This is a genomic window from Petropleomorpha daqingensis (assembly GCF_013408985.1).
In the GTDB taxonomy this organism is placed as follows: Bacteria; Actinomycetota; Actinomycetes; order Mycobacteriales; family Geodermatophilaceae; genus Petropleomorpha; species Petropleomorpha daqingensis.
This window is the reverse complement of the sequence record NZ_JACBZT010000001.1, coordinates 1,145,758-1,171,697: the sequence shown is the minus strand read 5'-3', so window position 1 is coordinate 1,171,697 and position 25,940 is coordinate 1,145,758. Positions and strand designations below refer to the sequence as shown.

At 72.3% G+C, this 25,940-nt stretch carries 22 protein-coding genes and 4 tRNA genes; 21 read left to right on the top strand and 5 right to left on the bottom strand.

From position 1 onward, the window contains the following. Positions 1 to 11: 11 nt before the first annotated feature. The 5 genes from nuoL (at position 12) to GGQ55_RS05695 (ending at position 7,442) form a co-directional block, all read left to right on the top strand. A complete protein-coding gene (nuoL, locus tag GGQ55_RS05715; protein WP_179715517.1) occupies positions 12 to 1,916 on the top strand; it encodes an NADH-quinone oxidoreductase subunit L in 1,905 nt (634 codons plus the stop codon). A gap of 66 nt (positions 1,917 to 1,982) precedes the next feature. After that, on the top strand, positions 1,983 to 3,644 hold the full coding sequence (locus GGQ55_RS05710) for an NADH-quinone oxidoreductase subunit M (protein WP_179715516.1): 1,662 nt from the start codon (positions 1,983 to 1,985) through the stop codon (positions 3,642 to 3,644). Next, on the top strand, positions 3,644 to 5,185 hold the full coding sequence (gene nuoN / locus GGQ55_RS05705) for an NADH-quinone oxidoreductase subunit NuoN (protein WP_179715515.1): 1,542 nt from the start codon (positions 3,644 to 3,646) through the stop codon (positions 5,183 to 5,185). Before GGQ55_RS05710 ends, nuoN begins: the two co-directional genes overlap by 1 nt. Then, on the top strand, positions 5,185 to 6,243 hold the full coding sequence (locus tag GGQ55_RS05700; RefSeq protein ID WP_179715514.1) for a polyprenyl synthetase family protein: 1,059 nt from the start codon (positions 5,185 to 5,187) through the stop codon (positions 6,241 to 6,243). The genes nuoN and GGQ55_RS05700 overlap by 1 nt, the downstream gene beginning before the upstream one ends. A gap of 20 nt (positions 6,244 to 6,263) precedes the next feature. Further along, positions 6,264 to 7,442, top strand: a complete 1,179-nt coding sequence (locus tag GGQ55_RS05695) for a PQQ-dependent sugar dehydrogenase (protein ID WP_179715513.1) — start codon at positions 6,264 to 6,266, stop codon at positions 7,440 to 7,442. 32 nt (positions 7,443 to 7,474) lie between these two features. On the opposite strand, the gene GGQ55_RS05690 is transcribed toward GGQ55_RS05695, so the two are convergent. Then, positions 7,475 to 8,575, bottom strand: coding sequence for a 2-oxoacid:ferredoxin oxidoreductase subunit beta (locus GGQ55_RS05690; protein ID WP_366488807.1), 1,101 nt, complete (start codon positions 8,573 to 8,575; stop codon positions 7,475 to 7,477). Continuing rightward, a complete protein-coding gene (locus GGQ55_RS05685) occupies positions 8,572 to 10,494 on the bottom strand; it encodes a 2-oxoacid:acceptor oxidoreductase subunit alpha (protein ID WP_179715512.1) in 1,923 nt (640 codons plus the stop codon). Before GGQ55_RS05685 ends, GGQ55_RS05690 begins: the two co-directional genes overlap by 4 nt. Before the next feature lie 187 nt (positions 10,495 to 10,681). On the opposite strand from GGQ55_RS05685, the gene htpX reads away from it, so the two are divergent. Further along, complete coding sequence (htpX, locus tag GGQ55_RS05680) at positions 10,682 to 11,551, top strand: zinc metalloprotease HtpX (RefSeq protein ID WP_179715511.1); 870 nt, start codon at positions 10,682 to 10,684, stop codon at positions 11,549 to 11,551. A gap of 75 nt (positions 11,552 to 11,626) precedes the next feature. Then, positions 11,627 to 12,667: an MBL fold metallo-hydrolase gene (locus GGQ55_RS05675; RefSeq protein WP_179715510.1), complete on the top strand. Its 1,041-nt coding sequence runs from the start codon at positions 11,627 to 11,629 to the stop codon at positions 12,665 to 12,667. Positions 12,668 to 12,810: 143 nt separating this feature from the next. On the opposite strand, the gene GGQ55_RS05670 is transcribed toward GGQ55_RS05675, so the two are convergent. Beyond that, a complete protein-coding gene (locus GGQ55_RS05670) occupies positions 12,811 to 13,302 on the bottom strand; it encodes a YajQ family cyclic di-GMP-binding protein (protein ID WP_179715509.1) in 492 nt (163 codons plus the stop codon). Positions 13,303 to 13,393: 91 nt separating this feature from the next. On the opposite strand from GGQ55_RS05670, the gene GGQ55_RS05665 reads away from it, so the two are divergent. Further along, a tRNA-Tyr gene (locus tag GGQ55_RS05665) sits at positions 13,394 to 13,475 on the top strand. 52 nt (positions 13,476 to 13,527) lie between these two features. On the opposite strand, the gene GGQ55_RS05660 is transcribed toward GGQ55_RS05665, so the two are convergent. Then, complete coding sequence (locus tag GGQ55_RS05660) at positions 13,528 to 13,971, bottom strand: pilus assembly protein TadG-related protein (RefSeq protein WP_179715508.1); 444 nt, start codon at positions 13,969 to 13,971, stop codon at positions 13,528 to 13,530. A gap of 153 nt (positions 13,972 to 14,124) precedes the next feature. Here GGQ55_RS05660 and GGQ55_RS05655 point away from each other — a divergent pair, with 153 nt between their 5' ends. The 9 genes from GGQ55_RS05655 (at position 14,125) to GGQ55_RS05615 (ending at position 22,395) form a co-directional block, all read left to right on the top strand. Further along, the gene (locus GGQ55_RS05655) at positions 14,125 to 14,409 is read left to right on the top strand and encodes a hypothetical protein (RefSeq protein WP_179715507.1); all 285 of its coding nucleotides are present in this window, start codon (positions 14,125 to 14,127) and stop codon (positions 14,407 to 14,409) included. Beyond that, positions 14,406 to 16,463, top strand: coding sequence for a hypothetical protein (locus GGQ55_RS05650; protein ID WP_179715506.1), 2,058 nt, complete (start codon positions 14,406 to 14,408; stop codon positions 16,461 to 16,463). Before GGQ55_RS05655 ends, GGQ55_RS05650 begins: the two co-directional genes overlap by 4 nt. 568 nt (positions 16,464 to 17,031) lie before the next feature. Continuing rightward, positions 17,032 to 19,572, top strand: coding sequence for a putative bifunctional diguanylate cyclase/phosphodiesterase (locus GGQ55_RS05645; protein ID WP_179715505.1), 2,541 nt, complete (start codon positions 17,032 to 17,034; stop codon positions 19,570 to 19,572). 71 nt (positions 19,573 to 19,643) lie between these two features. Then, positions 19,644 to 19,716: transfer RNA gene (locus GGQ55_RS05640), tRNA-Thr, on the top strand. Between the two features lie 15 nt (positions 19,717 to 19,731). Further along, positions 19,732 to 19,805, top strand: a tRNA-Met gene (locus GGQ55_RS05635). A 94-nt stretch (positions 19,806 to 19,899) separates the two neighbouring features. Then, entirely contained in the window at positions 19,900 to 20,064 is a 165-nt protein-coding gene (gene rpmG, locus GGQ55_RS05630; RefSeq protein WP_116451031.1) for a 50S ribosomal protein L33, read from the top strand. Between the two features lie 62 nt (positions 20,065 to 20,126). Further along, positions 20,127 to 20,573, top strand: a complete 447-nt coding sequence (locus tag GGQ55_RS05625) for a MaoC family dehydratase N-terminal domain-containing protein (RefSeq protein ID WP_179715504.1) — start codon at positions 20,127 to 20,129, stop codon at positions 20,571 to 20,573. Next, entirely contained in the window at positions 20,570 to 20,977 is a 408-nt protein-coding gene (locus GGQ55_RS05620) for a MaoC family dehydratase (RefSeq protein WP_366488802.1), read from the top strand. The genes GGQ55_RS05625 and GGQ55_RS05620 overlap by 4 nt, the downstream gene beginning before the upstream one ends. 5 nt (positions 20,978 to 20,982) lie before the next feature. Next, positions 20,983 to 22,395: a M1 family aminopeptidase gene (locus tag GGQ55_RS05615; RefSeq protein ID WP_366488800.1), complete on the top strand. Its 1,413-nt coding sequence runs from the start codon at positions 20,983 to 20,985 to the stop codon at positions 22,393 to 22,395. Between the two features lie 3 nt (positions 22,396 to 22,398). Here the strand turns inward: GGQ55_RS05615 and GGQ55_RS05610 are convergent, their stop codons facing one another. Next, positions 22,399 to 23,649 (bottom strand): pyridoxal phosphate-dependent aminotransferase, encoded by a 1,251-nt coding sequence (locus tag GGQ55_RS05610; protein WP_179715503.1) that lies wholly within the window; start codon positions 23,647 to 23,649, stop codon positions 22,399 to 22,401. 181 nt (positions 23,650 to 23,830) lie between these two features. Here GGQ55_RS05610 and GGQ55_RS05605 point away from each other — a divergent pair. The 4 genes from GGQ55_RS05605 to rplK all read left to right on the top strand — a co-directional run bounded on the left by GGQ55_RS05605 (position 23,831) and on the right by rplK (position 25,931). After that, positions 23,831 to 23,906: transfer RNA gene (locus tag GGQ55_RS05605), tRNA-Trp, on the top strand. 64 nt (positions 23,907 to 23,970) lie between these two features. Further along, complete coding sequence (gene secE, locus GGQ55_RS05600) at positions 23,971 to 24,504, top strand: preprotein translocase subunit SecE (protein ID WP_179715502.1); 534 nt, start codon at positions 23,971 to 23,973, stop codon at positions 24,502 to 24,504. Positions 24,505 to 24,545: 41 nt separating this feature from the next. Next, complete coding sequence (gene nusG, locus GGQ55_RS26740; RefSeq protein ID WP_179715501.1) at positions 24,546 to 25,448, top strand: transcription termination/antitermination protein NusG; 903 nt, start codon at positions 24,546 to 24,548, stop codon at positions 25,446 to 25,448. A gap of 51 nt (positions 25,449 to 25,499) precedes the next feature. Continuing rightward, positions 25,500 to 25,931, top strand: a complete 432-nt coding sequence (gene rplK, locus GGQ55_RS05590; protein ID WP_179715500.1) for a 50S ribosomal protein L11 — start codon at positions 25,500 to 25,502, stop codon at positions 25,929 to 25,931. Positions 25,932 to 25,940: the final 9 nt, after the last annotated feature.

The following is a 25,940-nucleotide window of genomic DNA, read 5'->3' as shown; positions in this document are numbered from 1 at the left end:
GGGACCCCTCGATGAATGCCGTGCCCGCCACCGGGCTGCTGTCCGCCTCCTGGGTGCTCATCGCGCTGCCGCTCGCCGGCGCCGCGGTGCTGCTGCTCGGCGGCCGGCGCACCGACCGCTGGGGCCACCTGCTCGGCACCGCGACCGTCGTCGTCGCCTTCGTCATCGCCCTGGTGAGCGTGTTCCAGCTGGCCGGCACCGACGGCCGCACGGTGGGGGTGGACCTGTTCACCTTCATCTCGGCCGGCACGCTCGACATCAAGCTCGGCCTGCTGCTCGACCCGCTGTCAATGGCGTTCTGCCTGCTGATCACCGGTGTGGGCGCGCTGATCCACATCTACTCGATCGGCTACATGGCGCACGACCCCGGCCGCCGGCGGTTCTTCGCCTACCTGAACCTGTTCGTCGCGGCGATGCTGCTGCTGGTCCTGGGCAACAGCTACCTGGCCCTCTACGTCGGCTGGGAGGGCGTCGGTCTGGCGTCCTACCTGCTCATCGCGTTCTGGTACACCCGCCCGGCCGCGGCCACCGCCGCCAAGAAGGCGTTCATCATGAACCGCGTCGGCGACGTCGGGCTGGCGCTGGCGATCTTCATCATGTTCGCCCAGTTCGGGACGACGTCGTTCGCCGGCGTGCTCGGCTCGGCGGACCTGCTGGCCGGCGGCATCGCGACCGCCCTGGGCCTGCTGCTCCTGCTCGGCGCGTGCGGCAAGTCCGGCCAGTTCCCGCTGCAGGCGTGGCTGCCCGACGCCATGGAGGGCCCGACCCCGGTCTCGGCGCTCATCCACGCCGCGACCATGGTCACCGCGGGGGTCTACCTGATCTGCCGGTCGGCGCCGATCTACGACCAGTCGCCGACGGCGCGCACCGTCGTCCTCGCGGTCGGCGCGATCACCCTGCTGATCGGCGCGATCGCCGGCTGCGCCTACGACGACATCAAGAAGGTGCTGGCCTACTCGACGGTCAGCCAGATCGGCTACATGTTCCTCGCGGCGGGCCTCGGGCCGGTCGGCTACGTCGCGGCCCTGGCGCACCTCTACGCGCACGGCTTCTTCAAGGCCGGGCTGTTCCTCGGCGCCGGATCGGTCATGCACGGCATGAACGACGAGGTGAACATGCGCCGCTTCGGCGGGCTGTGGAAGCGGATGCCGGTCACCTTCTGGACCTTCGCCCTCGGCTACGTCGCGCTGATCGGCCTCATCCCGTTCTCGGGCTACTGGACCAAGGACGCGATCATCGAGGCCACCATCGACCGCGGCGACGTGTGGGGGTGGATCCTCGGCGGCGTCGCCGTCCTCGGGGCCGGGCTCACCGCCTTCTACATGACCCGGCTGATGCTCATGACCTTCTTCGGCCGGCCGCGGTGGGAGGATGGCGTGCACCCGCACGAGTCCCCGCAGGTGATGCTCTGGCCGATGATCGTGCTGGCCGTCGGGTCGGTGGCCGCCGGGTTCCTGCTCGTGCAGGCCTTCCCGCTGTCGGACTGGATGCAGCCGGTGTTCGGGTCGGAGCAGGAGGGCGAGCACGTCATCGCGCCGCTGGCCTTCGGCATCGGCATCACCGTGGTCGCCGTCCTGGGCGTCCTGCTGGCCTGGCTGTTCGTCGGCCGGCGGGAGGTGCCGGTGGTCGCCCCGGCGCGGGTCACGCCGCTCGTCCGGGCCGCGCGCACCGGCCTCTACGCCGACGCGATCAACGAGTCGCTGTTCATGCGCCCCGGCCAGTGGCTGACCCGGGCGCTGGTCTTCTTCGACAACCGCGGCGTGGACGGCGCGGTGAACGGCCTGGCCGCCACGATGGGCGGCTCGTCGTCCCGGCTGGGCCGGCTGCAGACCGGGTTCGTGCGCAGCTACGCGCTCGGCATGCTCGGCGGCGCCGTCATCGTCGCGGGCGCCCTGCTGGCGGTGACCGCCGGATGACCGTCTCCCTGATCACCGGAAGGGCACGCACCGTGGCTGACGAGCCGAAGCTTGCGGAGGCGAGCAATGAGTGATTTCCCCTGGCTCGTCGTCATGGTGGCGCTGCCGGCCGTGGCCGCGGTCGGCGTCGCGCTGCTGCCGAAAGGCAGCGACGAGACGGCCAAGCAGATCGCGCTGGGCACCAGCCTCGTCGTCCTGCTGCTCACGATCCTGGCCACCGTCGCCTTCGACCCCGACGGGCCGCGCTTCCAGCTGACCACCTCGGTCTCGTGGATCCCCGTGTTCGGCGTGGACTTCGCCCTCGGCGTCGACGGCATCGCGCTGGTCATGCTGCTGCTGATCGCCGTCCTGGTGCCGATCGTGGTCGGCGCCTCGTGGCGCGACAAGCCCACCGGCCGGCGCTCGATGCGGACGTTCTTCACCTGGCTGCTGCTGCTCGAGTCGGCCATGATCGGCGTCTTCGCCGCCACCGACGTCTTCCTCTTCTACGTCTTCTTCGAAGTCATGCTCATCCCGATGTACTTCATGATCGGGAGTTTCGGCGGCCCCCGCCGGCAGTACGCCGCGATGAAGTTCTTCGTCTACAGCCTGGTCGGCGGGCTGGTCATGCTCGCCGCGGTGATCGGGCTGTACGTGGTGAGCACCGACGCGCTGGGCCACGGCACGTTCTCCTTCGCCCAGCTCAACCAGATCTCGATCGACGCGGGCGTGCAGCGGCTGCTGTTCCTCGGCTTCTTCCTCGCCTTCGCGATCAAGGCGCCGCTGGTGCCGCTGCACACCTGGCTGCCCGACGCCGGTGCCGAGGCCCCGATCGGCGGCGCGGTGCTGCTCGTCGGCGTCCTGGACAAGGTCGGCACCTTCGGCTTCCTCCGGTACTGCCTCCCGCTGTTCCCCGAGGCCTCCCGCGAGTTCGCCCCCTGGATCCTCGGCCTCGCCGTGGCCGGGGTGCTCTACGCGGCGCTGCTGGCGATGGGGCAGAGCGACATGAAGCGCCTGGTCGCCTACACGTCGGTCTCGCACTTCGGCTTCATCGCGCTGGGCATCTTCGCCTTCACCACCGAGGCGGCCACCGGCGCGGTGCTGTACATGGTCATGCACGGCATCACGATCGCGCTGCTGTTCATCGTGGTCGGGATGCTCATCTCGCGCGGTGGCTCGCGGCAGGTCGGCGACTACGGCGGCGTGGCCCGGTTCGCCCCGCTGCTGGCCGGCACCTTCCTGATCGCGGGCCTGGCCACGCTGTCGCTGCCGGGCACCAACAGCTTCGTCGCCGAGTTCCTGACGCTGATCGGCGCCTACCCGGTGCGGCCGGTGTACACGATCCTCGCGACGGTCGGCATCATCCTGGCCGCGATCTACGTGCTGCTCCTGTACCAACGGACGATGCACGGGCCGGCGCGCGGCGTGCTGCTGCAGACCGACCCCGCGGTGCCCACCGAGCCGCTGTCCGCCGGTTCCGGCGCCCACGACGGACACGGCGGGACGGCCACGCTGACCGCTCCGGCGCCGGCGGCGGCCCGGCTGAAGATCGCCGACCTCGACCGCCGCGAGCTCGTCGTCGTCGCGCCGCTGCTCGCGCTGATCATCTTCCTCGGCGTCTACCCGCAGCCGCTGATCGACCTCATCCGCCCCGCGGTGAGCGCCACGATCAGCGACGTCGGCGGCCAGGACGGGATCACCCCGCACACCACCGATGCCCGACCGACCTCCGAGCAGGGAAACAACTGATGCCGGACATCACCGCGCCGTCCATCTCGGTGGCGGCCCTCGCGCCGCTGATCTTCGTCTTCGGCGCCGCCGCCGTCGGCGTCCTGGTCGAGGCGTTCGCCCCGCGCGAGCAGCGGCACGCGATCCAGGTGAGCGTCGCGCTCGTCGGCACCCTCGGCGGGCTGGCCGCCACCCTGTGGCTGTCCGGCACCAACAAGGTCACCGCCGGCGACGCGCTCGCCATCGACAGCGCCGGGCTGTTCCTGCAGGCGATGCTGACCGCGTTCGGGGCGCTGTCGATCCTGCTGTTCGCCGAGCGGGCGCTCGACCCGGCCCGGTCGGCGTTCGTGGCGATGGCCGCGGTCCCGGCCGGCAGCCCCCGCGACCGCGAGCTGCTCACCAGCACCCGGGTGCAGACCGAGGTCTACCCGTTGGCGACCTTCGCGCTCGGCGGCATGATGCTGTTCGTCACCGCGAACGACCTGCTGATGATGTTCGTGGCGCTCGAGGTGCTCAGCCTGCCGCTGTACCTCATGTGCGGCCTGGCCCGCCGCCGGCGGCTGCTGTCGCAGGAGGCGTCGGTCAAGTACTTCCTGCTCGGCGCCTTCGCCTCCGGGTTCTTCCTCTACGGCCTCGCACTGGTCTACGGCGCGACCGGCAGCGTGCGGCTGTCGACGATCCGCGCCGCGGCCACCGACGACACCGGCATCCTGCTGGTCCTCGGTCTCGCGCTGCTCGTCGTGGGCCTGATGTTCAAGGCCAGCGTCGCGCCGTTCCACACCTGGACGCCGGACGTCTACCAGGGCGCGCCGACGCCGGTGACCGCGTTCATGGCCGCCTGCACCAAGGTCGCCGCCTTCGGCGCGATCCTGCGGCTGCTCTACGTCGCCTTCGGCACCAGCGAGTGGACCTGGCGGCCGATCATCTACGGCATCGCGATCGTCTCGATGGTCGTCGGCGCCGTCCTCGGCCTCACCCAGACCGACCTCAAGCGGATGCTGGCCTACTCCTCGATCGCGCACGCCGGGTTCATCCTCACCGGCGTGCTCGGGCTGGGCTCCGGTGCCAACGGGTCCGGGCTCTCCTCGACGATGTTCTACCTGCTCACCTACGGCGTGACGACGCTGGGCGCGTTCGCCGTCCTCACCCTCGTCCGGGACGGCGACGGCGAGGCCTCGCACCTGTCGCAGTGGGCCGGCCTGGCCCAGCGCTCGCCGCTGACCGCCGCCGTGATGAGCCTGTTCCTGCTCGCGCTCGCCGGGATCCCGCTCACCAGCGGCTTCACCGGCAAGTTCGCGGTGTTCCGGTCGGCCATCCAGGCCGGTGCCTGGCCGCTGGTCGTGGTGGCCGTGCTCGCCAGCGCGGTGGCCGCGTTCTTCTACCTGCGCGTGATCGTGCTCATGTACTTCTCGCCGCTGGCGGCGGACGGTCCGACGGTCGGCGTGCCCGGCCTGGGGACGACGATCGTCCTGGCCATCACGGTCACGGCGACACTCGTCCTGGGGATCCTGCCCGGGTCCGTGCTCGACCTGGCCGATCAGGCGGCTAGATTCGTCGGTTGATGACCGGAGCCGACACCGCCCTCGACGGCGGCACCGCCACCGAGGGGAGACACCGGATCTCCACACCGGCCTCGACGATCGGTTCCTGGCTGCCCGAGGGACCCCTGGGCAGCTCGCTGTCCGAGGGCCTGGTCCGGGTCGAGGCGGCGCTCGGCGCGGCCGTCGGCAGCGAGCACCCTTTCGTGCACGAGGCCGCCGGGCACCTCATGTCCGCCGGGGGCAAGCGGTTCCGGCCGATGCTCGCGCTGCTCGCCGCTCAGCTCGGCGACGCCACGGCGCCGGAGGTGGTGCGCGCCGCGGTCGTCTGCGAGCTGACCCACCTGGCGACGCTGTACCACGACGACGTCATGGACGAGGCCGCCGTCCGCCGCGGCGCCCCGAGCGCCAACAGCCGCTGGGGCAACAGCATCGCGATCCTCACCGGCGACCTGCTGTTCGCCCGCGCCTCCGACCTGCTCGCCGATCTGGGGCCGGACGCCGTCCGGATCCAGGCCCGCACCTACGAGCGGTTGGTGACCGGCCAGCTGCGCGAGACGGTGGGCCCGCAGGCGGGCGAGGACCCGATCGCGCACTACCTCGAGGTGCTGGCCGACAAGACCGGCTCGCTGGTGGCCACCAGCGCCCGGTTCGGCGCCTCCTTCGCCGGGGTCGGGCAGCCGCTGGTCGAGGCGCTGACCGCCTTCGGCGAGGAGGTCGGGGTGGCGTTCCAGCTCTCCGACGACCTGCTCGACATCGTCAGCGCCGACGGCACCTCCGGGAAGTCGCCCGGCACCGACCTGAGGGAGGGCGTGGCGACCCTGCCGGTGCTGTTCGCCCTCGCCGGCGACGACCCGGCCGAGGAGCGGCTGCGCGCGCTCGTCGCCGGGCCGATCACCGAGGCCGACGAGCACGCCGAGGCGCTCGCCCTGCTGCGGGCCTCGGACGCGCTGGCCCGGGCCACCGAGGTGCTGCGCGAGTACGCCGACCGCGCCCGCCGCCGTCTCGACGGCGTCCCGGAGGGCGACGTCCGCGACGCGCTCTCGGCACTCTGTGACTACGTCGTGACCCGTACCAGCTGAATTCCGCGCATGCTGGGGGCGTGCGCTCCCTGTTCGGCCTGGTCGCGGCTGCGGTGCTGGTCGCGGGCTGCACCGCGGAAGCCTCCGGTGAGGGTGCGCCCAGCGACCTGCCCGCCCCGACGTCGCCGCCGTCGGACGCGCCGGCGCTCGACGTCGCCGTGGTCGCCGACGGCCTGGACCACCCCTGGGACGTGGCCCAGGCCCCGGACGGCACGCTGCTGCTCGACGAGCGCGCCGGCGGCCTGACCGCCGTCCTGCCCGACGGCACCGTGCGGCCGCTCGACGCCGACTTCGACGACCTGTTCGCCCGCGGCGAGACCGGGCTGATGGGGCTGGTGCTCGACCCCGACTTCGACCACAACCGCCGCTTCTACACCTGCCAGGGGCGGCAGGCCGAGGAGACGCCCGACATCGCGGTGATCGCCTGGACCGTCGACACCGCCTGGCGCTCGGCCACCCGCATCGCCGACCCGCTGCTGGGCGGGATCCCGGTCAACTCCGGGTCGGGCCGGCACGGCGGGTGCCGGCTCCGCTTCGCCACGGACGGCTCCCTGCTGGTCGGCACCGGCGACAACGCGGTGGGCAGCAACCCGCAGGACCGCGACACCCTGGCCGGCAAGGTGCTGCGGATCGACGCCGGCACCGGGCAGCCCGCCGTCGGCAACCCGTTCCCCGGCCCCGGGCCGTCGGCCTACATCTGGAACTACGGCCACCGCAACGTGCAGGGGCTGGCGCTGCGACCGGGGACCGACCAGGTCTACAACGTCGAGCAGGGCACCTCGCGCGACGACGAGGTCAACCTCGTCGAGAAGGCCGCCAACTACGGCTACGACCCGGACGGCGCCGACGGCGGCTACGACGAGAGCGTCCCGATGACCGACCTCGACCTGCCGGACTCGGTCGCGGCCGTGTGGTCCTCCGGGGAGTCCACGATCGCCACCTGCGGCGGCACGTTCCTCGACGGCGACCAGTGGGGCGGCTACGACGGCCTGATGCTGCTCGGCGTGCTCAAGGACCAGGGGGTCCTCGCGCTGCGGCTCGCCGACGACGGTCACCTGCTCGAGCAGTTCCGGCTGCCCGAGCTCGAGGGTACGCACGGGCGGATCCGCACCGTGCAGCTCGGCACCGACGGCGACCTCTACGTCACCACCGACAACGGCGAGGACGACCAGCTGCTACGGGTGACCCCGAAGAGCTGAGCGCAGTCGGGGGACGGCACGTGGCCGCGGTGTCATCCGGAGGATGACGTTGTCACGGTCCAGGTGTCGTTGCCGGCGAGCAGGGCGGCGAGGTCGCCGGGCTCCTGCGTCCGGGCCTCGTCCAGCTGGTCAGCCATCATCCGGTCGTAGGTCGGCCGCGAGACCTTCCGGAACACGCCCATCGGCGTGTAGCGCAGGTCCTGCGAGGACAGCCGGGACAGCGCGAAGGCGTACGACGGGTCTTCGCGGGTGGCGTCGTGGACGACGATCTGCGCCGGGTCGACCTGGTTGGTCTCAGCGATGCGCAGGCCGCCGACCTCGTCGCGGACCACGCACGAGGCGCCGTCCGGGCCGAACACGAGCGGCTCGCCGTCCACCAGGGGGATGGTCCACTGCAGGCCGGTCGTCGGGTCCTTGAGCAGCTCGAAGGCGCCGTCGTTGAAGATGTTGCAGTTCTGGTAGATCTCCACCAGCGCGGTGCCCTGGTGCTCCGCGGCCTGGCGGAGCACCTCGGTCAGGCCCTTGCGGTCGGAGTCCATCGCGCGGCCGACGAACGTGGCGTCGGCGCCGATCGCCAGCGACACGGGGTTGAACGGGGCGTCGATCGAGCCCATCGGCGTCGACTTCGTGATCTTGCCGACCTCGCTGGTGGGCGAGTACTGGCCCTTGGTCAGCCCGTAGATCCGGTTGTTGAACAGCAGGATCGTCAGGTTCACGTTGCGGCGCAGCGCGTGGATCAGGTGGTTGCCGCCGATGGACAGCGCGTCGCCGTCGCCGGTGACCACCCAGACCGACAGGTCCGGCCGGGAGGCGGCCAGCCCGGTCGCGATCGCCGGCGCCCGGCCGTGGATCGAGTGCATCCCGTAGGTGTTCATGTAGTACGGGAAGCGCGAGGAGCAGCCGATGCCCGAGACGATGACCATGTCCTCGCGGGCGATCCCGAGCGAGGGCAGGAAGCTCTGGACCGCGTTGAGGATGACGTAGTCACCGCACCCGGGGCACCAGCGGACCTCTTGGTCGGTCTTGAAGTCCTTGGCCTTGAGCTCGGTCTGCTTGTCGCCGCCGGTCGCGGCGGCGATCGGGTCCGAGCCGGGCATGCCGAGGTCGTGCACGTGGGTCGGCGTCGTGGTCACTGGATGCCTCCGGTGCTGTCGATGACGTCCTGCAGGACCGAGGCCAGCTCGGCGGCGCGGAAGGGCAGCCCGCGCACCTGCGTGTGGCTCTGGACGTCGACGAGGTACTTGGCGCGCAGCAGCAGCGCGAGCTGCCCGAGGTTCATCTCGGGGCAGACCACGCGGTCGTACTGGGCGAGGATCTTGCCGAGGTCGGCCGGCATCGGGTTGAGGTGGCGCAGGTGGATCTGCGCGATCGAGCGGCCGGAGTTGCGCACCTGCCGGCAGGCCGCGCCGATCGGGCCGTACGTCGAGCCCCAGCCGATCACCGCCACCTTCGCGTCGCCGGCCGGGTCCTCGACCTCGGTGGGCGGCAGGGAGGCGGCGATGCCGTCGACCTTGGCCTGGCGGGTCCGGACCATGAAGTCGTGGTTGTCCGGGTCGTAGGAGATGTTGCCGGTGCGGTCGGCCTTCTCCAGCCCGCCGAGCCGGTGCTGCAGGCCGGCCGTGCCCGGGACGGCCCAGGCGCGGGCCAGGGTCTCGGGGTCGCGCAGGTAGGGGAGGAACTCGCCCTCGGCACCGTTGGGCTCGGTGGCGAAGTCGACCCGCAGCTCGGGCAGGCCGGCGACGTCCGGCACCGCCCACGGCTCGGCGCCGTTGGCGAGGTAGCCGTCGGACAGCAGGATCACCGGGGTGCGGTAGGTCAGCGCGATCCGCGCGGCCTCCAGCGCGGCGTCGAAGCAGTCGCCGGGGGAGCGGGGCGCGACCACCGGCAGCGGGGCCTCGCCGTTGCGGCCGAACATCGCCTGCAGCAGGTCCGACTGCTCGGTCTTGGTCGGCAGCCCGGTCGAGGGGCCACCGCGCTGGACGTCGACGACGATCAGCGGCAGCTCGAGCATGACGGCCAGGCCGATCGCCTCGGACTTCAGCGAGATGCCCGGGCCGGACGTCGTCGTCACGCCCAGCGCCCCGCCGAACGAGGCGCCGATCGCGGCGGAGACGCCGGCGATCTCGTCCTCGGCCTGGAAGGTGCGCACGCCGAAGTTCTTGTGCTTGGACAGCTCGTGGAGGATGTCCGACGCCGGCGTGATCGGGTAGGCGCCGAGGAACACCGGCAGGCCCGAGCGCTGCCCGGCCGCCACGATCCCGTAGGCCAGCGCCTGGTTGCCGGAGATGTTGCGGTAGGTCCCCGGGCTCATCGGCGCGGGCTTGACCTCGTAGGAGACCGCGAAGGCCTCCGTCGTCTCGCCGTAGTTGTAGCCGGCGCGGAACGCGGCGATGTTGGCCGCGGCGATCTCGGGCTTGCGGCGGAACTGCCGCTCGAGGAAGCGGATCGTGCCCTCGGTCGGCCGGTGGTACATCCAGCTGAGCAGGCCGAGCGTGAACATGTTCTTCGAGCGCTCCGCCTCCTTCTTGCCCAGGCCTGAGTCGGCCAGCGCGTCGAGGGTGAGGCTGGTCAGCGGCACGCTGACGACCTGCCAGCCCTCGAGGGAGCCGTCCTCCAGCGGGTTGGCCGCGTAGCCGACCTTGGCGAGGTTGCGCGGGGTGAACTCGTCGGCGTCGACGATGAGCAGGCCGCCGCCGGGGAGGTCGGCCAGGTTGGCCTTGAGCGCGGCCGGGTTCATCGCGACCAGCACGTCCGGCGCGTCGCCGGGCGTCATGATGTCGTGGTCGGCGAAGTGCAGCTGGAAGGAGCTGACGCCGGGCAGAGTCCCCGTCGGTGCGCGGATCTCGGCCGGGAAGTTCGGCAGCGTCGACAGGTCGTTGCCGAAGGACGCCGTCTCGCTGGTGAACCGGTTGCCGGTCAGCTGCATGCCGTCACCGGAGTCGCCGGCCAGCCGGATGACGACCCGGTCGAGGGTGACGACGCTCTTGACCAGGCCCCCGGGGGCCGAGCCGTTCGCCGTCGCGGAACCGTCGGGCGTGCTCGTGCTCGTCATCTGTCACCAACCTCCACCTGGCGAGGTTACGTGCGCGTGTCCACGCGTGGACGTGTGGCCGGACACCCCGATCGTGACTTCGGACGCAGGTGCGCCCGAACGGGTGCCTCGCCAGGGCTCCCCTCGTCCGGGGGAGGAGCCGCTGCCGCCCGGGAACGGCGGTCCCGACGGTCGCGTTGGTCCGGGCGTGCAGCGCTGGAACAACGGATTCAAGACCGCCCTGCTGCTGGGGCTCATGGGTGCGCTCATCCTCGCCGTGGGTGCTCTCGTCGGCGGTCCGCGCGGCCTCTTCATCGCACTCGTCATCGCGCTGGCGGTCAACGGTTTCGCCTACTTCAACTCCGACAAGCTGGCGCTGCGCGCGATGCGCGCCTTCCCGGTCACCGAGACCCAGGCACCGCAGATCTACTCGATCGTCCGCGAGCTGGCCACCGAGGCCCGGCAGCCGATGCCCCGGCTGTACGTCAGCCCGGCGCCGCAGCCCAACGCCTTCGCCACCGGCCGCAACCCGCGCAACGCCGCCGTCTGCTGCACGCAGGGCATCCTCGAGCTGCTCGACCGGCGCGAGCTGCGCGCCGTTCTGGCCCACGAGCTCTCGCACGTCTACAACCGCGACATCCTGATCAGCTGCGTCGCCGGGGCGATGGCCACGATCATCACCTACGCGGCGCACCTGGCGATGTTCGCCTCGCTGTTCGGTGGCCGGTCCGACGACCGGGACGGCGGCAACGCGCTCGGCAGCCTGCTGCTGATCGTGCTCGGCCCGATCGCGGCCGCGGTCGTGCAGCTCGCCGTGAGCCGCAGCCGCGAGTACCAGGCCGACGCCTCGGGTGCCGGCCTCAGCCACGACCCGCTGGCCCTCGCCAGTGCGCTGCGCAAGATCGAGCGCGGCGCCCAGGCGCTGCCGCTGCCGCAGGACGACCGGCTGGTCACCCAGAGCCACCTGATGATCGCCAACCCGTTCCGGGCGCAGGGCCTGGCCACCCTGTTCTCCACCCACCCGCCGATGGAGCAGCGCATCGCGAGGCTCGAGGCGATGGCCAGGGACATGGGGTGAGGGCCCCCTCGCCCCCCACCCCTCGCACGCTCGGGGCGGGCCGCTACGAGGGAGCCGACCACTAGGTTCTGGCGCATGTGCAGCGGCGACGAACCGGTCGGGACGACGGCTCCGCGCGCCGCGCCCGGCCCGGCGGTCGACCCGATCGCCCTGGAGCCGGTCGACGAGGTGGTGATCACCACCCTCGTCGACAACCTCTTCGACGCCCTGCTCACCGGGCGCGACGGGGTCGCCCGGGTGCCGATGTCCACCGGCCTCGTGAGCGCCCCCCAGTTCGAGGACGGCGCCACGGTCGCGGGGCTGCGCGCCGAGCACGGCTTCTCGGCGCTGGTCACCGTCCGCCGCGGGACGACGAGCACCACGCTGCTGTTCGACACCGGCGTCTCGCCCGACGGCATGGTCGACAACGCCGACCGGCTGGGCGTCGACCTCGGCGACGTGCAGGGCGTCGTCCTCAGCCACGGGCACTGGGACCACACCGGCGGCCTCGCCGCGCTCGCCGGGCGCCGGGGCGGCCTGCCGATGACGCTGCACCCGCTGGTCTGGACCCGGCGGCGGCTGGCGGTGCCCGGCGCCGACCCCGTCGAGCTGCCGACGCTCTCCCGCCGGGCGCTGGAGGCCGAGGGCTTCGCCGTGGTGGAACGCCGGCAGCCCTCGCTGCTGGTCGACGGCTGCGTGCTCGTCACCGGAGAGGTGGACCGGACGACGGACTTCGAGCGAGGCATGCCGCCCCCGCACCAGGCGTGGGACGGCGCCACGTGGCAGCACGACCCGCTGGTGCTCGACGACCAGGCGCTGGTGGTGCACGTGCGCGGGCGGGGACTCGTCGTCCTGACCGGGTGCGGTCATGCCGGCGCGGTGAACATCGCGCGGCACGCGATGCGGCTCACCGGGGTCGACCGGCTGTCCGCGCTGCTCGGCGGCCTGCACCTGTCCGGCCCGGCGTTCGAGCCGATCATCGCGCCGACGGTCGCGGCGTTCACCGAGCTCGCGCCCGATCTCGTCGTCCCGGGGCACTGCTCGGGCTGGCGGGCCCAGCACGCGCTGGCCGCGGCGCTGCCCGACGCCTTCGTGCCGAGCAGCGCCGGGACGCGCTACACGCTGGCCGCCGCCTGACCGAGGACCTTTCTGGATCCGCAATCTTGTGCACCACTCGAACGCGGACGACCCTCGGGACCGGCCGAGCTTTTTAGCAGTGGGGAGTACGGCCGTGGTGCCGTCCCCACTGTTGGTGGCGGGGACGGCACCACCTCGCACCCCTACCGGTAGTTGTCGAACTGCAGGGCGACGTCGAGGTCCTTGCCGCGCAGCAGCTGCTGCACCGCCTGCAGGTCGTCGCGCTTCTTGCCGCTGACCCGCAGCTGGTCACCCTGGATCTGCGCCTGCACGCCCTTCGGGCCCTCGTCGCGGATGATCTTGGCGATCTGCTTCGCCTTGTCCGAGGCGATGCCCTGCTTGATCGTCGCGGCGATCTTGTAGCTCTTGCCGGAGGACTGCGGCTCGCCGGCGTCCAGCGACTTCAGCGAGATGCCGCGCTTGATCAGCTTCTCCTTGAAGACCTCGAGCGCGGCGGTGACCCGCTCCTCGGTGTCGGCCTGCAGGGTGACCCCGTCCTCGCCGGCCCAGGCGATGCTGGCGTTGGTGCCGCGGAAGTCGAAGCGCTGGGAGAGCTCCTTGCCGGCCTGGTTCAGGGCGTTGTCGACCTCCTGGTGGTCGACCTTGCTCACGATGTCGAACGACGAGTCGGCCATGGCCTCTGTCTCCTCCGCTCTGGGGACGCGCCCCCTGGCACCTCGGGGGAGCGGTCCACCGCTCTTGTACGCTGCTCCGGTACCACCGCACGGCGGGTTGCCCGAGTGGCCAAAGGGAGCGGACTGTAAATCCGTCGGCTCAGCCTACGAAGGTTCGAATCCTTCACCCGCCACGCCTCGGTACGACGGCCCCCGACCGGTTCCGGTCGGGGGTCGTCGCCCTTCTCAGGGGATCGTCGGCGCGCGGGCGCTGGCCACGGCGGTGCGCTCCAGCGGCTCGCCGCCGAGGAACAGCCAGCCGAAGGCGATGTCGGCGTACCTGGTGCAGCGGACGGTCACCTCGACCCCGTCGGTGTCCACCGACCACGCGTCGAGGGCCGCGCGGCCACCGGCCAGCTGGTCGGCGACCGCGGCCTGCGCCGTCGTCCGGCTCAGCGGCAGGTGCGCGCCCACGCCCGCGGTGTAGACGACCTCCTCGTCCGCGCGGTCGGCCGCGGCCAGCGCGGCGCCGTCGCAGATCGACTGCACCTCCTGCTGCTCGAGGAAGGCGTCGGACGCGGCGATCGCGCCGAAGACCATCAGGGCGGCGACGAGCCAGCAGACGAGGACGAAGGGGAGCGTCGAGCCGCGCTCGCCGTCCCGTTCCGAGACACCTCCGTCCGCTCGCACGCGGGGGAGCGTAGAGGGTCGCCGGCGTCGTCCCCAGGTTGTGGACAGCACCTGTGGACGATGTGGACGGGAGACCACCCGTCCCGGTGAACGGCGGGTTCGCCCTGTGGACGACGCCGGAGCGGGATTCCCTTTCCGGTCACACTCCGGCCCATGACGATCGAGGTCCCGCCCGAGCAGCTCTACGCGCTCGCCGATGCCCTGCGCGCTCAGGGCGACGAGGCTGACGACGTCGCTGCACGGCTGGCCGGGGTGCGCGATGCCGAGGGGCCGCTCGCCGCGGCCGCCGGCGCGTTCCTCGAGGCGCACCGGGTGGCCGGCTGCGCCGTGGCGGGGGAGCTGCGCTGGCTGGGCGGGACGATCGCCGCCACCGCCGACTCGTGGTCGGGGCTGGACGGGTCGCTGCTGGCGCCGCGGGGCGAGGCGGTGCCCCGGTGAACCTGCCGGCACCCGTCCCGCTCGACCCGCCGCCCGGGGACCCGTCGGCGCTGGCCGACCTCGTCTCGGTGGTGACCGGTGCCGCGTTCGGCATGGGCGTCCTCGACGCGCACCTGGCCGGTCCGGCGACCTCGGCGCCCGGCTGGCTCGGCGCGGACGCCACCGCGGCCGCCGAGCAGGTGGTCACGGTGTCGGACCTGGTGCGGCGCCTGCACGAGACGCTGACCGCGGCGGAGCAGCGCCTGCGGCTGCACGCCCAGGTGCTCGACGACGCCCGGACGCGGATCGCCGCGCTGCGCCGCGACCAGGCCGAGGACTTCGCCGTCGCGTGGACACGGGTCGGGCAGTCCGACCCCGCGCTCGCGCAGCCGGTCATCCGGGAGCTGGAGGAGGCCGAGACCGATCGGCGCCGGGCGCACGCCGCGGCCGTCGCCGACGTGCTCGACGACGCCACGGCCACCGCGCAGGTGCTCGACGGCGCCACCACCGGCCTCGGCGGCACCGGCGCGCCGGGGCAGGAGGCCGCGGTGCTGGCGAACGTCGCGGTGCTCCTGCCCGGCTGGGGCGACGGCGAGCTGATCGCGCGTGCGTGGGCAGCGGCACGGGCTCTGGACGGTCCTGTGACCGCTGACGACATCGATGCGATCGCCCGCGAGGGTCTGCCGTTCGCCGGCGCCGCTACGTATGCCGGAGCGCTGCTGGCCGACCTGGACGAGGACGGGGTCCGCTGGCTGCTGGTGCACCTGGGGCAGGCGACCGAGCCGTCAGGGATCGTGGCCCAGTGGCTGGCCACCGCCTTCGGCGCCGCCAGTTCCCTCGGTGCGGCGAACGGCCCGCTCCGGGACGTCCTCGACGCGCGCTACATCGACCCCGCGTCGACCGATGGGACAGCCGACGAGGTCGTCTTCGGCCTCACTGCTCTGCTCGCCGCCGTGCCGGCGACCGCGGGAGGAGTGCGGAACGAGACGGCCGCTGCCTGGGGCGTGCAGATGCTGGGCCGTGAACGCCAGCAGGGCGTCACAGCCACCGACCGGCTGCGCAGGTGGGGGAGAGATCCGGTGACGGTCGTCGTCGACCGGCTGGCGGCGGCAGGCGACCGGGACGCAGCCGCGGTTCTCCTCGGCGGTCGGGAGGCATGGGACGCCTTGCTCGCCCGCTCGTGGGACGACGACGGCGCGGCCTTCGCCACACTCGTGCGGGATGCCGCGGCCGCTGGTCCGGCCGGCGAGGCCGCGGTCCGGTCCGGCCTCCAGGCGCTGGGGACCGGCCTGTCCCCGACCGACGTCGATGTCGCCTGGACCGTCGACCGGACGACGGCCGCGGAGCTGTCCCCGGCCCTCGGGGACGCGGTCGCCGCCCACCCTGGCGTCGTCACTGACGCTCTCGCCGCAGCCGGAGCGGGGCAGCAACTGTCCCCGACCGAAGACGCTGCCCTCCGGGGACTCGGATACCTGACCCTCGACGTCGCCACCGCGGCAATCGTGCAATCGGCCATCGACCAGGTGACAGGGGCTGAGCCGCTGGACCTGGCGGGGACGGATCCCACGACGCCTGCCAGGGCGGTGGCCATCCGCAGTGCGTTCGTGGCCACCCGGGAGTACGCCCAGCGGCTGGACCACGCGATCGACGGGTACCTCGCGATGTCCGACGCAGTCGACCGCCAGTTCAGCTACGACGTGTCCCTGCGGTTCCCCGTCTTCGCGTTCAGCAAGATCGCTGGACTGTTCCCCGGCACGTCCGGGCCCGCAAGCCTCGTCGAGGCGCTCGTCCAGGGCGGGGCCTCGCTGGTGAACGCGGACGGCAGTTGGGCGCTGGCTCCTGACAACGGGTTGGTCTTCGACCGCGAGGACGCAGCTGCCGCCGTAGCGCCGCTCGCCCCTGGCGCCGACCCCGCGACAGAGGAGCTGCTGGCCCGGCAGGCTCGGGCCGCCTTCGACCGGACCGCGCAGTTGCTCGGGCACCCCGAGCCGCCGGCCCCGCCTGACGAGTCAGTGCCGGACGACCCGGTCGACCTCAAGCGCACTCAGCTCGACCACGTGCCCGGTCACGACTGACGGCGGCGACACGCCGGACAGAGCCCTCGGGCCCTTCCCAACCGTCTCGCGGATGACACCGCTGTCTTTTCGCACGTACAGGCGTCGAAAGCTCGAAAACGGGGCGACGGACCCGCCGACGCGCGCCGTCACACCAGCCCCATATACCCCCGAAACGGTGACGTCTCGTCTGAGTTTGGTCACACAAAGTGACGGCACGACAGGGAGTCACACCATCGTGATCCTCGATGCTTGTCCCAAGGAGTGACGGGAAGCAATGTTCCCGGCGCGGTCCGTACCGAACGACGCTCTGCCCCCGCGCGTGGTGACTGCCGCACCACAGCAGTCAGTCATGCCTGAGGAGGCGTCATGAGCACGAAGCAGCAGCGCGGTGGACGTTGGAGCCGCGGCGGTCGTTGGAGCCGTGGGGGCCGCTGGAGCTGACGCTCGCGGTTTCCTGACGGAATTCGGAGGGGGCAGGCGGTCGACGACCGCCTGCCCCCTCCGAGTTGCTAGAACCGTGGCAGCGGGCCCTCGCGCTGTTAGCCTCGGCGCCACCTCTTCCCCTCCCCCAGAAGCGGGTTCTCCTTTGGCCGAATCGGAGTTGCGGGCGCCCGCGCGCGCCCAGGCGACGCGCAATCCGTGGACGGCCACCCTCCTCGCCTGCGCCCTGGCGGTGCCGGCGTTCGTCTACGTGCTGGCCGCCGACCGGCGCCCCGTCGCGGTGCTGCCGCTCATCGGTGTCTGCCTCGTCTTCGTGGTGACCGAATCGGTCCCGTTGCACTTCGAGTTCCGCGCGCAGACCTTCTCCTGGTCGGCGAACGAACTCGCCCTCGTCGTGGCGCTGCACGAGATCGGTGGCGCGTGGAGCGTCGTGGCGCGACTGGTCGCGCTCGCCGGCGTGCTGACCATCCAGCGCTACCCGGCGGTCAAGTACGGCTTCAACCTGGCGAACGCGGTCATCGAGATCGCCGTCGCCGTCGCGATCCTGGAACTGCTCTACGACGGACCGATCACGTCGCCGCTGACGTGGCTGTCCTACCTGCTCGCGGCGATGGGCGCCGACGTCGTCGGCGGTCTGCTCATCGCCGTCGCCATCTCGCTGACCCAGGGCTACCCCGGCCGGACGCTGTGGTCGACGCTGCTGGTCCCGATCGTGGTCGTCGCGCCGATGTGCGTCGTCGTCGGGCTGGCCGCCGTCCTGCTGCTCAGCCAGACGCTGTGGGCCTGGCTGCTGATCGTGCCGCTCGTCGGCGTCCTGGGCCTGCTCTACCGGCGCTTCGGGCAGGTGACGCGCGAGGGCGACACCCTGGAACGGGTCTACGACTTCGCCCGGCGGGTCGAGCAGATCCCCGCCGACGAGGACGGCGCCCGCCAGCTGGTCTTCGCCGTCCGCGACCTGCTCAACGCGGAGAAGGTCGCCCTCTGGCTGCCGCCCTACCTCGACGAGGAACCCCGCCTGGTCGTCGCCGCCGAGGACGGCGCCGTCTGGTACGACGGCCCCGGTGACCCGGACGACGTCTTCCGCCGGCGCGCCGTCGACGCGGCGGCCGAGGGGCCGGTGCACGCCTCGCTGGCCCGCTCCGACGACGTCGAGGTGTCCGCGCTGGGACGCCGTGGCGCCTCGGACCTGATCGGCGCGGCGATCGTCACCGCCGCCGGGGAGCCGGGCTATCTCGAGGTCTGCGACCGCCGCAGCGACGTCGTCACCTTCGCCGAGGGTGACCGGGCCGCGCTGGAGAGCGTGCTCACGCACGTCAACGCCGCGATCCGGCAGCAGCAGCTGCTCACCCAGATCCGCTACGACGCCGACCACGACCGGCTGACCGGCCTGCCCAACCGCCAGCGGCTGGCCTCGGAGATCGACGGCCTCCTCGCCGCCGACCCCGTGGCCGCACGGGTGGGGCTCATCCTCGCCGCGCTGGACAACTACACCGAGGTCACCGACACCCTCGGCCACGCGGCCAGCGACGAGCTGCTGCTCGTGACCGCCGGGCTGCTCCGCGAGCACGCCCCGCCGCAGGCCATGCTCGCCCGCATGGAGGGCGAGCAGTTCGCCGTCCTGCTGCCCGGGCTGTCGCTGGCCGCCACCGAGCGCGCCGCCCGCCGGCTGCGCGAGGCGGCCTCCACCCGCGCCCGGGTGGCCGGGCTGGACCTGGAGGTCACGCTGTCGATCGGCGTGGCCGCCGCACCGGTGCACGGCGCCGACGCCGGCACGCTCATGCAGCGCGCCGACGTCGCCCTGCTGGCCGCGTCCGGCTCCAGCGGCGTGGCCAGCTACCACCCGGTGCTGGACCAGCAGAGCCTGCGCCGGCTGCAGCTGGGCACCGAGCTCGAGCAGGCCATGGCCGACGGGCACATCTCCGTCGTCTTCCAGCCGATCATCGACGCCCGGAGCTCGGACATCGTGTCGGTGGAGACGCTGGTCCGCTGGGCGCACCCCCGCTACGGCGCCATCCCGCCGGACGACTTCATCCACCTGGCCGAGCAGATCGGCCGGATCGGGCCGCTGACCGACCACGTCCTGGACCTCGCGCTGGCCCGCTGCCGGCGCTGGCTGGACCAGGACATCGCGCTGTCGGTGGCGGTCAACCTCTCCGCCCGCTGCCTCACCGAGCCCGACCTGGTCGAGCGGGTGCGCCGAGCGCTGCGCCGCCACGGCGTGCCGGGGGAGCTGCTCACCCTCGAGCTCACCGAGGGCAGCGTCATCGACGACACGGTGCGCAACAGCTCCGTCCTCGCCGACCTGCACGCCCTGGGGCTGCGGCTGTCCATGGACGACTTCGGCACCGGCTACTCGTCGCTGTCCCAGCTGCGCCAGCTGCCGATCGACGAGGTCAAGATCGACAAGTCCTTCGTGCTGGGCATGTCGACCAGCCAGGGCGAGTCGTTCATCGCCCGGTCGATCATCGAGCTGGCGCACAACCTGGGCCTGCGGGTCGTCGCCGAGGGCGTCGAGGACGAGCTGACCCGCAACCTGCTGGCCGAGATGGGCTGCGACAAGCTCCAGGGCTTCCTGGTCAGCCGGCCGCTGCCCGACGAGCGGCTGGAGAGCTGGCTGCTGGCGCGCACCGGGGTCCGCTCCGCGGCGCCGGGCGCCACGCACCGCCGCCTGTTCGTCCGGACCTGACGGGGATCACAGCGGGTCCTCGAACAGCGGCCGAGAGGCGTCGGGTACAGTTCTCCTCGCCCAGTCGGCACGCCCCTTTAGCTCAGTCGGCAGAGCGTCTCCATGGTAAGGAGAAGGTCTACGGTTCGATTCCGTAAAGGGGCTCTGGACAGCACTCACGGCGGTGTAGCTCAGCCAGGCAGAGCAAGCGGCTCATAATCGCTGTGTCACCGGTTCAAATCCGGTCACCGCTACTCACGGACCCCCTCGGGGGTCCGTCGTCGTGTCGGCAATCCCGTCGGCACGCGGACCGCTCGCCGGTCCGACCGGCAAGGCTAGGAGCGCACCGTGGCAGCCACCGACATCCGTCCGAAGATCACCCTGGCCTGCCAGGAGTGCAAGAACCGCAACTACATCACCCGCAAGAACCGGCGCAACGACCCCGACCGGCTCGAGCTGATGAAGTACTGCCCCAAGGACCGCAAGCACACCTTGCACCGCGAGACCCGCTGACGCGGATCTCTGGCACCGCAGACACCCGCTGACCCAGCGGCCGTAGCGGAGAGGGCGGGAGCATGGCGCTGGACCCAGGACTGGTCGGGCGCAGCTACCCGCCCTCTGCCGTCTACGAGGTCGGCCGGGCCAAGATCGCCGAGTTCGCCGCCGCGATCGGTGATCCGGACCCCGTCTACCGGGACGCCGAGGCCGCCCGCGCCGCCGGCCACCCCGACGTGATCGCGCCACCGACGTTCGCCATCGTGGTCAGCCTCGACGCCGCCACCAGCGTGCTCGACGACCCCGAGGTCGCCATCGACTACAGCCGCGTCGTCCACGGCGAGCAGCGCTTCACCCACCACCGCCCGATCCGGGCCGGTGACCGGCTCGTGGCACGGACGACGATCGAAACCGTCAGGCACGTGGGCGGAAATGATCTGCTCACCACGCGGGTCGACCTGGCCACCGAGGATGGCGAGCCGGTGTGCACCGCCACCTCGATGCTCGTCGCGCGGGGGGAATCGTGACCGTCGAGGTGGGCACCGAGCTGCCCGAGCAGACGTTCCGGGTCACCCGCGCCGACCTGGTCCGCTACGCCGGGGCCTCGGGCGACTTCAACCCGATCCACTGGAACGAGCGCGTGGCGACGTCGGTCGGCCTGCCGAACGTCATCGCCCACGGCATGTTCACCATGGCGCTCGCCGGGCGCGCGGTCACCGCCTGGACCGGCGACGCCGCCGCCCTGACCGAGTACCAGGTCCGGTTCGGCCGGCCGGTCGTCGTCCCGGACGACGACGCCGGCGCCGAGGTCACCGTGCGCGGCAAGGTCGGCGCGGTCCTCGAGGACGGGCGGGTCCGGGTCGACCTGACCGTCACCAGCGCCGGCGAGAAGGTGCTCTCCCTCGCCCGCGCCGTCGTCGCCCTGCCGTGAGCCGGGTGCGGGCAGCGGCGGCCGCGGCCGCCCTGCTGGCGCTGACCGGCTGCACCTCGTTCACGTCCGTCCTGGACGGCTCCTCGCCGGCCGCGGCGTCGTCGTCCGCCCCCGCGCCGCAGGGGTTCGTCTGCCCCGCGCAGCGCGCGGAGCCCGACCCGCACCGACCGGTCATCGACTACGAGTTCCGGCTGGCCGACGACCGGGCGAGCGTGACCGGCACCGAGACCGTCACCTTCACCCCGGACCGGCCCACCGACCGGCTGGTCTTCCGGCTGGTGCCCAACGGACCCGGGTCGGCCGAGGCGGGCAACCGCCTGGTCGTCGACGAGATCCACGGGGACGACGTCGACCGGGCCGGCTACCTCCCGGCCGAGGCCGCCGACCCGGGTGGCCTGTACGAGGTCCGGCTGGACGGCGAGCTGGCCGCGGGGGAGTCGACGACGGTGGCGCTGGACTTCACGCTCACCCTCGGCGAGGGCACCTTCGACCGGTTCGGCACCGACGACGGCCTGGCCTGGTGGGGGAGCGGCGCCCCGCTGCTGGCCTGGGAGCCCGGCCTCGGCTGGGACGAGGACCCGTTCGTCCCCCTGCTCGGTGAGACCGCCAGCAGCACGGTCGCCGACACCACGATCAGCGTCTCGGTGCCCGAGGACCTCACCGTGCTCATGACCGGCGACCAGCAGCCGCCGTCGGCCGCCGCGGACGGCCGGCGCACGTGGACCTCCACCGAGCCGGTGGCTCGCGACGTCAGCGTGGTCGTGGGCGAGTTCACCACCGAGGAGCGCACCACGCCAGACGGCGTGCGGGTGACCGTCGGCGTCCTGCCCGGCGGCGACCTCCCGCTCGACCGGCTGGCCGACTGGACCGTGCAGGCGATCGCCGACCTCGAGGCCCGGTTCGGCGCGTTCCCGTACCGGACGCTGACCGTGCCGCTGCTGCCGGACTACGGCGGTGGCATCGAGTACCCCAGCAACATCCAGCTGGCCGCGGCGGACCAGGACGTGCTGGTCCACGAGGTCGCGCACATGTGGTTCTACGGCATGGTCGGTGACGACCAGTTCCGCGACCCGTGGCTGGACGAGGCGTTCGCCACTTACGCCGAGTCGGTCGACTTCGCGCCCCAGCCGGGCTACGTCCAGCGCGCGCTGCGGCTGCCCGGGGACGTGGGTGCGTCCATCGACCAGTTCGCCGATGACGGAGACTACTTCGGCATCGTGTACGGCAAGGGCGGCGCGGCGTTGCTGGCCGCCCGCGACGCCGCCGGGGCCGACGCGTTCGACCAGGCGATGCGCTGCTACATCGACGCCAACGCCTGGACGATCGCGACCCCGTCCGACGTCGCGGCCGCGTTCTCGCGCTTACCCGCGGCGGTCGACGTCCTCGTGGACGCCGGAGCGCTGCGCAAGACCCGGTAGGGGTCAGCCGGCCGAGCCGAGCAGCCGCTGCAGCCGGCCCACCCCCTCGGCCAGGTCGTCGTCGCCCAGCGCGTAGGACAGCCGCAGGTACCCCGGCGTGCCGAACGCCTCGCCGGGGACGACGGCGACCTCGGCCTGCTCGAGGATGATCTCGGCGAGCTCGACGGTGTCCTGCGCCGTGCGGCCGCCGATGTCGCGGCCGAGCAGGCCCTTCACCGACGGGTAGACGTAGAACGCGCCCTGCGGCTCGGGGCAGGCCACGCCCGGGATCTCCCGCAGCATCGACACGATGGTCCGCCGCCGCCGGTCGAAGGCCTCCCGCATGACGGCCACGGCCGAGAGGTCGCCGGTCAGCGCCGCGACCGCGGCGGCCTGGGAGACGTTCGCGACGTTGCTGGTCGCGTGCGACTGCAGGTTGGTGGCGGCCTTGACGACGTCCGTGGGGCCGATCACCCAACCCACCCGCCAGCCGGTCATCGCGTAGGTCTTGGCGACCCCGTTGACGACGACGGTGCGGTCGGCCAGCTCGGGGACGACGACCGGCAGCGACGGCGCGCTCACCCCGCCGTAGGTCAGGTGCTCGTAGATCTCGTCGGTGAGCACCCACAGCCCGTTGTCCAGCGCCCAGCGGCCGATCTCCTCGACCGCCTCGGCCGGGTACACCGCGCCGGTCGGGTTGGACGGCGAGCAGAACAGCAGCACCTTGGTCCGCGGGGTGCGCGCCGCCTCCAGCTGCGCGGCCGAGACCAGGTAGCCGCTCTGCTCGTCGGCGACCACCGGCACCGGCACGCCACCGGCCAGCCGGATCGCCTCCGGGTAGGTGGTCCAGAACGGCGCGGGCAGCAGCACCTCGTCGCCGGGGTCGAGCATGGTGGCGAACGCCTCGTAGACGGCCTGCTTGCCGCCGTTGGTCACGAGCACGTTGGCCGGGGTGATCGCCAGGCCGGAGTCGCGGGCGGTCTTGGCGACGATCGCGTCCTTGAGCGCCGGCAGCCCGCCGGCGGGGGTGTAGCGGTGCATGGCCGGCTGGCGGCAGGCGGCGACGGCGGCCTCGACGATGTAGTCCGGCGTCGGGAAGTCCGGCTCGCCGGCGCCGAACCCGATGACCGGCTTGCCGGCGGCCTTGAGCGCCTTCGCCTTCGCATCGACGGCGAGGGTCGCCGACTCGGTGATCGCCGCGATGCGGCGCGAGATGCGGCGCTGCGCGGGCGGCAGCTCGGACAGGGCGGGCTCCGACGAGGAGACAGCGGTCATGCGTTCATGGTGTCAAAGACCGGGGCCGCCGCGCCCGCGAGTATCGGCACGCGGCGGACGTTGGCTGTCCGGTGACGCGGTCCCGTACACTGGCTGTCCTGGGGCAGTTGACCCCGCCACCGGCGTGCCCCGGAACCACTCCCGCGGGCCTGGCGTGCCGTGGCGGGGCCGGGGTCCTCATAGGGGTGTAGCTCAATTGGCAGAGCAGCGGTCTCCAAAACCGCAGGCTGCAGGTTCAAGTCCTGTCACCCCTGCCATGCACGACAGCGACAGACGGTCTCTCCGCCGGAGCGGCCACCACCACGAGGCGAGCGAGGCGCAGTGAGCGACGAGAAGCGGGAACGCGACGACGTCTCCGACGCCGAGCTGACCGACGAAGAGCTCGACGCGGAGGCCCCGGGCGTGGACGACGCGGCCGAACTGGAGGCCGCCGAGGCCGAGGTGGCCGCCGAGGCCGAGGACGACGAGGACAAGGTCGTGTCGGCCCGCCGTCGCCGTGGCCGCATCACCGCCGCCGGTGAGGACGACGAGGACGAGGACGACGACGAGGCGACCCCGCGGTCCCGCCGCGCGGCCCGCGAGCGCACCCCGTCGCGACCGGCCACCCGCACCGGGACGGGCACGCGCTCCCGCGCGGCTGCGGAGAAGGCGAAGGCCGGTGAGCAGCGCCAGCGGCGCAGCCTCCGCCGGTTCCTGCGCGAGGTGGTCGCCGAGCTGCGCAAGGTCATCTGGCCGGGCCGGCGCGAGCTGATCACCTACACCACGGTCGTCATCGTGTTCGTGGCGTTCATCGTCGCGCTGGTGGCCGGCCTGGACATCCTGTTCGCCAAGGGAGTGCTCGCCGTCTTCGGCTGAGCACCCGACCACACGCCCGAGAAGACGAGGAAGAGAACTTCGTGACCGATCCCCGCGAGCCCTTCGACACCGACAGCGCCGTCGAGAGCACCGACCTCGACGACGCGCGGTTCGACGTGCGCGGATCCGTGGACGTCGACACCGACGCCGGCGAGCCCGGCACGGCGGAGAGCTCCAGCGACACCGCGGACCTCGACACCGCCACGGAGGTGGCCGACGCGACCCCGGAGGTCGAGAGCGGCGACCCCGACAGCCTCGTCACCGACCCGCTGACCGCGCCCGCGCCGTCGTCCGACGACGCCCTCGACGAGGACGACGAGACCGCCGACCCGGCCGAGGCGATGCGCAAGAAGCTGCGGATCCTGCCCGGCGACTGGTACGTCGTGCACTCCTACGCCGGCTACGAGAACAAGGTGAAGACCAACCTCGAGGCGCGGATCCAGTCCTTGGACGTGGAGGACTACATCTACCAGATCGAGGTGCCCACCGAAGAGGTCACCGAGATCAAGAACGGCAAGCGCGCGCAGGTCAACCGCAAGGTGCTGCCCGGCTACCTGCTGGTCCGCATGGAGCTCAACGACGAGTCGTGGGGCGCCGTGCGCAACACCCCCGGCGTCACCGGTTTCGTGGGTGCCACCTCGAAGCCCTCGCCGCTGACCGTCGACGAGGTCGTCAAGATCCTCGCCCCGACGGTGGCCCCCCAGGCGGCCAAGACGCCGGAGGCCGCGGCGGCCGGCGGCGGCGCCGCCGCGACCGGCACCACCACGGCCGTCGTCGACTTCGAGGTCGGCGAGTCGGTCACCGTCATGGACGGGCCGTTCGCGACCCTGCCCGCGACGATCAACGAGATCAACGCCGAGCAGCAGAAGCTGCAGGTGCTCGTCTCGATCTTCGGCCGGGAGACGCCGGTCGAGCTCTCGTTCACCCAGGTCGCGAAAATCTGATCTGGCCCTCAGCGCCCAACGACGCTCGAGCGATACACACAGAAGGAAGTCATGCCCCCCAGGAAGCGGTTGACCGCGGTCATCAAGCTCCAGATCAACGCCGGTGCGGCCACCCCCGCGCCGCCCGTCGGTCCGGCGCTCGGCCAGCACGGCGTCAACATCATGGAGTTCTGCAAGGCGTACAACGCCGCGACCGAGTCGCAGCGCGGCAACGTCATCCCGGTCGAGATCTCGGTCTACGAGGACCGCTCGTTCACCTTCGTCACCAAGACCCCGCCGGCCGCGCGCATGCTGCTCAAGGCCGCCGGTGTGGAGAAGGGCTCGGGCGAGCCGCACAAGACCAAGGTCGCCACGGTCACCCGTGACCAGGTCCGCGAGATCGCGCAGACCAAGATGGCCGACCTCAACGCCACCGACCTGGACCAGGCCGAGAAGATCATCGCCGGCACCGCCCGGTCGATGGGCATCACCGTCCAGGGCTGAAGCACCCAG

Coding starts and splice junctions, on each gene's coding strand:
- nuoL (WP_179715517.1), top strand. CDS start 12: ATGAATGCCGTGCCCGCCACCGGGCTGCTGTCCGCCTCCTGGGTGCTC.
- GGQ55_RS05710 (WP_179715516.1), top strand. CDS start 1,983: ATGAGTGATTTCCCCTGGCTCGTCGTCATGGTGGCGCTGCCGGCCGTG.
- nuoN (WP_179715515.1), top strand. CDS start 3,644: ATGCCGGACATCACCGCGCCGTCCATCTCGGTGGCGGCCCTCGCGCCG.
- GGQ55_RS05700 (WP_179715514.1), top strand. CDS start 5,185: ATGACCGGAGCCGACACCGCCCTCGACGGCGGCACCGCCACCGAGGGG.
- GGQ55_RS05685 (WP_179715512.1), bottom strand. CDS start 10,494: ATGACGAGCACGAGCACGCCCGACGGTTCCGCGACGGCGAACGGCTCG.
- GGQ55_RS05675 (WP_179715510.1), top strand. CDS start 11,627: ATGTGCAGCGGCGACGAACCGGTCGGGACGACGGCTCCGCGCGCCGCG.
- GGQ55_RS05670 (WP_179715509.1), bottom strand. CDS start 13,302: ATGGCCGACTCGTCGTTCGACATCGTGAGCAAGGTCGACCACCAGGAG.
- GGQ55_RS05655 (WP_179715507.1), top strand. CDS start 14,125: ATGACGATCGAGGTCCCGCCCGAGCAGCTCTACGCGCTCGCCGATGCC.
- GGQ55_RS05625 (WP_179715504.1), top strand. CDS start 20,127: ATGGCGCTGGACCCAGGACTGGTCGGGCGCAGCTACCCGCCCTCTGCC.
- GGQ55_RS05610 (WP_179715503.1), bottom strand. CDS start 23,649: ATGACCGCTGTCTCCTCGTCGGAGCCCGCCCTGTCCGAGCTGCCGCCC.
- rplK (WP_179715500.1), top strand. CDS start 25,500: ATGCCCCCCAGGAAGCGGTTGACCGCGGTCATCAAGCTCCAGATCAAC.